Origin of the sequence: Micromonospora sp. CV4 (genome assembly GCF_003667455.1) — a bacterium.
Lineage (GTDB): Bacteria > Actinomycetota > Actinomycetes > Mycobacteriales > Micromonosporaceae > Micromonospora.
Window position 1 is genome coordinate 1 of sequence record NZ_RCVI01000060.1, and the last position, 604, is coordinate 604.

The window sequence follows — 604 nt, forward strand, 5'->3', positions numbered from 1 at the left end:
CTGCGGGCGGGCCGGGTCACGGGCGGCGCGCAGCGCCGGGTCGGGGCCGGTGGGCGGGTGGCGGCGTCCGCTCCCGCGTCGCGGTTTCCCCCGGTGCTCGTCAGCCATCGCCCGTCCCACGCTCGCAGGTCCTGCTCCGACGGTAGGCGGTACCAGGCGGCCCGACCGGCGGAACCGGGCAGGCCGGTGACCTGCTCAGGACCGGTCCGGGCCGGCGAAGAGCCGGGCCAGAGCGGGCGGGTCGGTGACGGTCACCGTGGCCGCCGGGTGCCGGGGCCACCCCCAGGGCGTCAGGGCCGGCACCGGTACGCCGAAGCGGAGGCAGACGCCGCCGGCCGTGCTGCTGCCGAAGCTCACGCCGCCGTCGACCATCGACACGTGCGTGCCGATCGCCCGCCACCAGCGGTACGGGCCGCTTACCTCGACGCCGACCACGTTGTCGCGCGCGGTGCGCAACCGCCACGGTCCGTACCGGATGAGCAGTTCCCGGTCGGTGACGTCGACCCAGGCGGTTGCCGGCCGGACCCCCAGCAGCGCCAGGGCCGGGCGGAACGCCGGGTCGAAGCGGAACGGGAACCGGGGCGCGGGGCCGGTCATCCCGCAC

General features: G+C 77.5%; 1 protein-coding gene. It reads right to left on the reverse strand.

Features of this window, described 5'->3' with window-relative positions; genetic code table 11:
* Nucleotides 1–195 precede the first annotated feature (195 nt).
* The gene (locus tag EAD98_RS00320; protein ID WP_121652118.1) at nucleotides 196–597 is read right to left on the reverse strand and encodes a hypothetical protein; all 402 of its coding nucleotides are present in this window, start codon (nucleotides 595–597) and stop codon (nucleotides 196–198) included.
* Nucleotides 598–604: the final 7 nt, after the last annotated feature.

Bases quoted from the DNA above. Each gene is read 5' to 3' on its own strand.
- EAD98_RS00320 (WP_121652118.1), bottom strand. From the start codon at position 597: ATGACCGGCCCCGCGCCCCGGTTCCCGTTCCGCTTCGACCCGGCGTTC.